General features: G+C 68.9%; 5 protein-coding genes. 1 reads left to right on the forward strand and 4 read right to left on the reverse strand.

Going from position 1 to position 5,874, the window contains the following annotated elements:
- Positions 1-211: 211 nt before the first annotated feature.
- A complete protein-coding gene (gene blaPEN-B / locus JMF90_RS20920) occupies positions 212-1,150 on the reverse strand; it encodes a PEN-B family class A beta-lactamase (RefSeq protein ID WP_011694797.1) in 939 nt (312 codons plus the stop codon).
- A gap of 136 nt (positions 1,151-1,286) precedes the next feature.
- Between blaPEN-B and penR the strand changes: the two genes are divergently transcribed.
- A complete protein-coding gene (gene penR / locus JMF90_RS20925) occupies positions 1,287-2,177 on the forward strand; it encodes a beta-lactamase transcriptional regulator PenR (protein ID WP_011547230.1) in 891 nt (296 codons plus the stop codon).
- A 482-nt stretch (positions 2,178-2,659) separates the two neighbouring features.
- Here the strand turns inward: penR and JMF90_RS20930 are convergent, their stop codons facing one another.
- From JMF90_RS20930 to JMF90_RS20940, 3 genes are all read right to left on the reverse strand, one after another.
- The gene (locus JMF90_RS20930) at positions 2,660-2,911 is read right to left on the reverse strand and encodes a hypothetical protein (RefSeq protein WP_006480787.1); all 252 of its coding nucleotides are present in this window, start codon (positions 2,909-2,911) and stop codon (positions 2,660-2,662) included.
- Positions 2,912-3,007: 96 nt separating this feature from the next.
- On the reverse strand, positions 3,008-5,230 hold the full coding sequence (locus tag JMF90_RS20935) for an amylo-alpha-1,6-glucosidase (protein WP_011547229.1): 2,223 nt from the start codon (positions 5,228-5,230) through the stop codon (positions 3,008-3,010).
- A 155-nt stretch (positions 5,231-5,385) separates the two neighbouring features.
- Positions 5,386-5,874: autotransporter outer membrane beta-barrel domain-containing protein (locus tag JMF90_RS20940; RefSeq protein WP_201325385.1), on the reverse strand; the 489-nt coding region annotated here is incomplete at its 5' end.

A 5,874-nucleotide genomic window follows, 5' to 3' on the forward strand; every position in this document is an offset into this window, starting at 1 on the left:
CTTTGTCCGCGCTGCTTCGAACGCGTCACGACGGCGCGCGTCGCGCCGGTCGCCGCTGCGCGCAGGCTTGTCCACAATTTTTGTTGGCAAGCATGTGGATATCCTGAGCATGCGCGATCTAAGTCGTTGATCGCACAACGTTTGATCGCGCGGGTCACGACCGCGGCACGGCGCGCCCGCGGCGCTCGCCACGCACGCCGTGCCGCGCCGCTCAACCGAACGTCTGCGCGACGATGCGCGCGACCGACGCGATCACGTCGTCCTTCGCCCGCGCATCGGCTCGCGTCTGCGTGTAGTACACGGCCAGCACGATCGGCGCGCGCGACGTCGGCCAGATGACGCCCGCGTCGTTCGTCGTCCCGTAGTCGCCGGTACCGGTCTTGTCGCCCACCACCCACCCGGCCGGCACGCCCGCGCGAATCCGCTTGTCGCCGACCTTGTTGCCGCGCAGCCACGCGACGAGCTGCGCACGCTGCGCGGCCGGCAATGCGTCGCCGAGCGTCAGCACGCGCAGGCTGGCGGCCATCGCGGCGGGCGTCGTCGTGTCGCGCGGGTCGCCCGGCAGCGCGGTGTTCAGTTCGGTCTCCCATCGATCGAGCCGGAACGTGTCGTCGCCGATCGAGCGCGCGTAGGCCGTTACCGCCGACGGGCCGCCGATCAGCTTCATCAGCAGGTTCGCGGCCGAATTGTCGCTGTACTGGATCGCGGCCTCGCACAGCGCGGCGACCGTCATGCCCGAGCCGACGTGCTTCTCCGACACCGGCGAATAGTTGACGAGGTCGGCCTTGGTATAAGTCACGCGCTGTTGCAGCAAGCCCGGCCGCTCGACGCTCTGCGCGAGCACGGCCGCACTCAGCATCGCCTTGAACGTACTGCAGAACGGGAAACGCTCGCCCGCGCGATGCTCGATGATGCGACCGCTGGCCGTGTCGATCGCGCATACGCCGAGACGGCCGCCCGCGTCGCGCTCGAGATCGGCAAGCGTCGTCGCCGCCGCGGCAGGCGCAATGGCGTCCGCGGCAGCCGCCGCTGCCCGCGTGGCTTCGTCCGGTGCAGCGCCCTGCCGCGACGCGCACGCGGTGACGGTGAGAACGAGCGGCGCCGTCGCGGCAGCCAGCAACAGGGTTCGACGTTTCGATGAGTAGGTCATGTCGGTTGTCTCGTGGTGGAATGACGGCGAAACGGCGTCGAGGGTTTGAAAACGGCCGGCCGCCGAGACCGCACTATCGAGACTTTACGGTTGCCTGACAAGCAACGATAATTGAGCGCTGACAAAAGAAATTCTTATGACGAAGCTCCGCCCTCATCTTCCGCTCAATGCGTTGCGCGCGTTCGAATCGTCGGCGCGCCACCTGAACTTCACGCGCGCCGGCCTCGAACTGAGCGTGACCCAGGCCGCCGTCAGCCAGCAGGTGCGCTCGCTCGAGGAGCGACTCGGCTGCACGCTGTTTACGCGTCTGCCGCGCGGCCTCGGGCTGACCGACGAGGGGCGCGCACTGCTGCCGGTGCTGAGCGACGCGTTCAGCCGCATCGAGACGGTGCTCAAGCAGTTCGACGGCGGGCGTTTCCACGAGGTGCTGACGCTCGGCGTCGTCGGCACCTTTGCCCTAGGCTGGCTAATGCCGCGGCTGAAGCAGTTCGGCGACACGCACCCGTTCGTCGAGCTGCGGCTGCGGACCAACAACAACGTCGTCGATCTCGCCGCCGAGGGCCTCGATTTCGCGATCCGCTTTGGCGTTGGCAACTGGCCGGCGACGCGCAACGAGCGGCTGCTCGATGCGCCGCTCACCGCGCTGTGCACGCCGGACATCGCACGGCGCCTCGCGCAGCCGGCCGATCTCGCGAACGAAACGTTGCTGCGCTCGTATCGCACCGACGAATGGCTCGGCTGGTTCGACGCCGCGCAGCTCGAACCGTGGGCCGTCAACGGGCCCGTGTTCGATTCGTCCCGGCTGATGGTCGAGGCCGCGATGCAGGGTGCGGGCATCGCGCTCGCCCCCGCCTGCATGTTCGCGCGCGAACTGCAGCTCGGCCTGCTCGCACGACCGCTCGACATCGACGTGCGCGCCGGCGGCTACTGGCTCACGTCGCTGAAGTCGAAACCGCTGACGCCCGCGATGACGCTCTTTCGCGACTGGATCGTGGCGGAAGCGGCGAGCGCCGCGCCCACCGAATAGCGCGGCCGCGCTTGTCCACAGAAAGTGTTGGCAAGGATGTGGATATCCTGGGTACCTGGCACCTAAGCCCTTGATCGCGCACGCATTCGCGCGCCGATGCACGGCGCGGGCAGCCTTTGCGCACGGGCTTCGCGGCCTGCGGCATTCCGGCCTGATCCTCAACCATTGCGACGCAATCGATTGCGAGTTGTCCACAGATTTTGTTGGCAAGCCTGTGGATATCCGTCAGATCAGACGCGTAACATCTTGATACACAAGGGGATTCGATCCACGGACCTTGACCGGTCAAGGGTGCGGCACCCGAACGATGGTCGAACCGCACACCGCGCACGCACGGCGCACCCGGCCGACGGCCGGGCGGTTCTCCACAGATTGTGTTGGCAAGCTTGTGGATATCCTGCGTATCGGGCACCTAACTGATTGAGCGCACGGGCTTTTGTGCTTCGTCTGCCGAATCGGGCAGCGCGTGCGCCGCCCGTCCGTCAATGGCGGTCGAGCCCGCCGCGCAATTCGCTCGCCTTGTCGCGCAGCGCTTCGTAGCCCGAACGCGCATGCTCGGGCAGGTCGGGATCGCCGATCAGCGCACCGAGCGTTTCGATCAGGCTGAACAGGATGCCCTTCGCCGCGCCGACCGCGATGCTCTGCGATTCGATCGACTTGTGCAGGTGGTCGACCGCCGCTTCCAGATGCTCGAGCTTGTGCTCGCCGTCGTCGGGCCGGTTGTCGGTCGTCATCGTCTACCTCCGCCATCGTTCAAGGGTCATGTCACGATTCTATGCCGCTGCGCGCGAACGTGGCGCGACATCGCGCAACGTTCGCGCAGCCGGCCGCTACAGCACCGCGACCACCTTCACGCGGCCCGGCTGCTCCGCCGCCGCGACGACCTGGCCATCGACGCGGCGAAACGTCAGCGACACGGTTTCGTCGCCGACGCGCAGCGCGTCGATCCGCAGCCAGTCGACGCCTTCCGGCAACGCCGGGCGCTCGACGCGCACCTCGTGGCGCGACGCGTCGATGCTCACGCCGAGGCACGCCTGCAGCATCATGAACGGCGCGCCGGCCGCCCACGCCTGCGGCAGGCAGGCCACCGGATACGCGGTCGGCGGTTCGCCGCGCCGGCGCGGGAACCCGCAGAACAGCTCCGGCAGGCGCATCTCGAAGCTCACCGCCGCCTCGAACAGCGCGCGCAGCAGATTCACCGCGGCCGTCTTGTCGCCGTAGCGCGCCAGCCCGCGCGCGATCAGCGCATTGTCGTGCGGCCACACCGAGCCGTTGTGGTACGCCATCGGGTTGAAACGCGGCTGGCCGGCCGCGAGCGTGCGGATACCCCAGCCCGTCTGGAACAGCGCGGAGCCGAGCACGCCGGCGACCGCCGCGCCGCGCTCGGCGTCGGGCAGCCCGAATGCGAGCAGGTGGCCCGCGTTCGACGCGAACACGCGGCACAGCTCGCCATGACCGTCGAGCGCGATCCCGTAGAAATCGCCTTCCGGCATCCAGAACAGCGCGTCGACCTGGTCGCGCAGCGTCTTCACGCGCAATGCGTAACGCGTCGCGTCGGCCGCATGGCCGCGCCGGTGCGAGCACGCCGACATCGCGTCGAGCGCCGCGCATGCATAGGCCTGCACTTCGACGAGCGCGATCGGGCCATCCGGAAAACGGCCGTCCGCATGAAACACCGAATCGTGGCTGTCCTTCCAGCCCTGGTTCGCGAGGCCGCGCTCCGACGTGCGCTGGTAATCGAGCAGTCCGTACGGATTGCGGTCGCACTTGTCGATCACCCATTGCGCGGCACGCTCGAGCGCGGGCCACAGCTCGTCGATCAGCGCATCGTCGCCGGTGCGTTCGACATAGGCGCCCGCGAGCACGATGAACAGCGGTGTCGTATCGACGCCGCCGTAGTACAGCGCGAACGGCACCTCGCCGGTCGCGGCCATCTCGCTGCGGCGGAACTCGTGCATGATCTTGCCGGGCTCCGCGTCGCGGAACGCGGAGGTCTCGCGCGCCTGGTGCTCGGCGAGAAAACGCAGCACGCCGCGCGCGAGCGAAGGCTGCAGCCACAACATCTGCAGCGACGTGATGATCGCGTCGCGGCCGAACGGCGTCGAGAACCACGGAATGCCCGCATACGGGTACGGCCCCGTGTCGAGCTGCGTCGTGAGCAGCCCGAGATCCGCGAGCGAACGATCGAGCCACGCGTCGAACAGCGGATTGCCGGTGTTCACGCGCGCCATCGACTCGCGCCGCGTCCGCATCTCGCGATGCACGCCGACGAGCGCGGTGCGCAACGCGACACGGCCGCAACCGGGCCCTTCGGCCTGCGCGGGCCCGAGCGTCGCATCGACGGTCAGGTAGATCGACACGCACGCCTGCGCGGGGATCGTCAGCGTGTAGTCGGCACGATCGACCGACAGCGCGTCCGGCGCCGGCGAGAAATGCACGGTCACGTTGCGCTCCACGCCGTCGAGGCCGTCGTAGCGCAGCCGCACCGCACCCGCGTCGACGCGCGGTGCGCCCACCGTGCCGCGCTTCGGCCGCTGCGTGCCGCGCACTTCGAACATGTCCTTGAAATCGGCCGCGAACGACAGCGACAGCGGCACCTCGGCTTCGCTCGCCCCGTAGTTCGTCAGCGTCAACGCTTCGTACAGCACGTCGCCCGCGAGCACGCGCAGCCGCTCGATGTGGATCACGCCCTCGGGCGTCTCGTGGCCGCCGAGCGGCGGCAGCGGGCGGTTCGTCAGGTGCGCGGTGAACGACGCGTTGTCGGCGCTCGTTGCGCCCGACAGCAGCGACGGCGCGCGGCCGCCGAACGTCAGGCGCCATTTCGACAGCACGCGCATGTCGTCGACGAACAGGCCGTCGTCATGCCCGCCGATGTCGCCGAGCGCGTCGCTGACCACGAACGCGTCGCCGGATTTCAGCACGTACTGGTTGTTGCGCGCGAGGACCTGCGGATCGGCTTCGGGCGCGATGAAAGCGGGACCCGACGCGGGGGTCGGGGGAACCGGCGCGACTTGCGGCGCCTGCGTCGTCGTGGCTTCGGCGTGATTCGGCATCGATGCTCCTGTGTCGAGGCGCAACGCGCGGCGCGCGTCGCGTGTTTCGCACAGGATAGGCCAGAACGGCGAACGTGCGCAGCGCCGAAACGGTCGCGGCGCGCTGCGACGTTGCTTCGTCGCAGCGCGCCGCGCACGGGCTCCTCAGTTACCGGTCAGAATTTCCACAGGATGTTGCCGAGGATCGCGTTGTCGCGCACGCCGCTGCCGTACTGGCCGCTGTACGTGAGGCCGAGCGTCAGGCGCTTCGTGATGTTCGCGTCGATGCCGGCTTCGAGCACCGCGCTGTCGCGCGCAATCGGCACGCCCGACACCTGGAACGACGTGCCGCCGTTCGCGAACGTGAACGCCGACGACGGCCGCACGTTGCCGAACGCATGCCGCCAGCCGACCGTCCCGCGCGCGGTGAACGTGCCGCTCGCGATCGAGCCGAGCTGCGACGCCGCGCGCAGGCCGAGCGTCGAGAAGCCGACGTGGGTCGTCTCGCCGCCGGCACGCAGCGCCGCCGCGCCGCCGCTTTCGGTATAGCCGTCGGTATGCAGGTTCACATACGCGAGGCCCGCGAACGGCTCGATCGCGACCGGCCCGACCGGCAGCGCGTAGCCGACTTCGCCGAACACCTGCGCCGAATTCGCGTTGTAGCC

Origin of the sequence: Burkholderia sp. E168m23, assembly GCF_016586125.1 — a bacterium.
Classification (GTDB): Bacteria; Pseudomonadota; Gammaproteobacteria; order Burkholderiales; family Burkholderiaceae; genus Burkholderia; species Burkholderia orbicola.

What these genes read in the sequence shown, in the direction of transcription:
- JMF90_RS20930 (WP_006480787.1), bottom strand. Translation starts at nt 2,911, where the DNA reads ATGACGACCGACAACCGGCCCGACGACGGCGAGCACAAGCTCGAGCAT.
- penR (WP_011547230.1), top strand. Translation starts at nt 1,287, where the DNA reads ATGACGAAGCTCCGCCCTCATCTTCCGCTCAATGCGTTGCGCGCGTTC.
- blaPEN-B (WP_011694797.1), bottom strand. Translation starts at nt 1,150, where the DNA reads ATGACCTACTCATCGAAACGTCGAACCCTGTTGCTGGCTGCCGCGACG.
- JMF90_RS20935 (WP_011547229.1), bottom strand. Translation starts at nt 5,230, where the DNA reads ATGCCGAATCACGCCGAAGCCACGACGACGCAGGCGCCGCAAGTCGCG.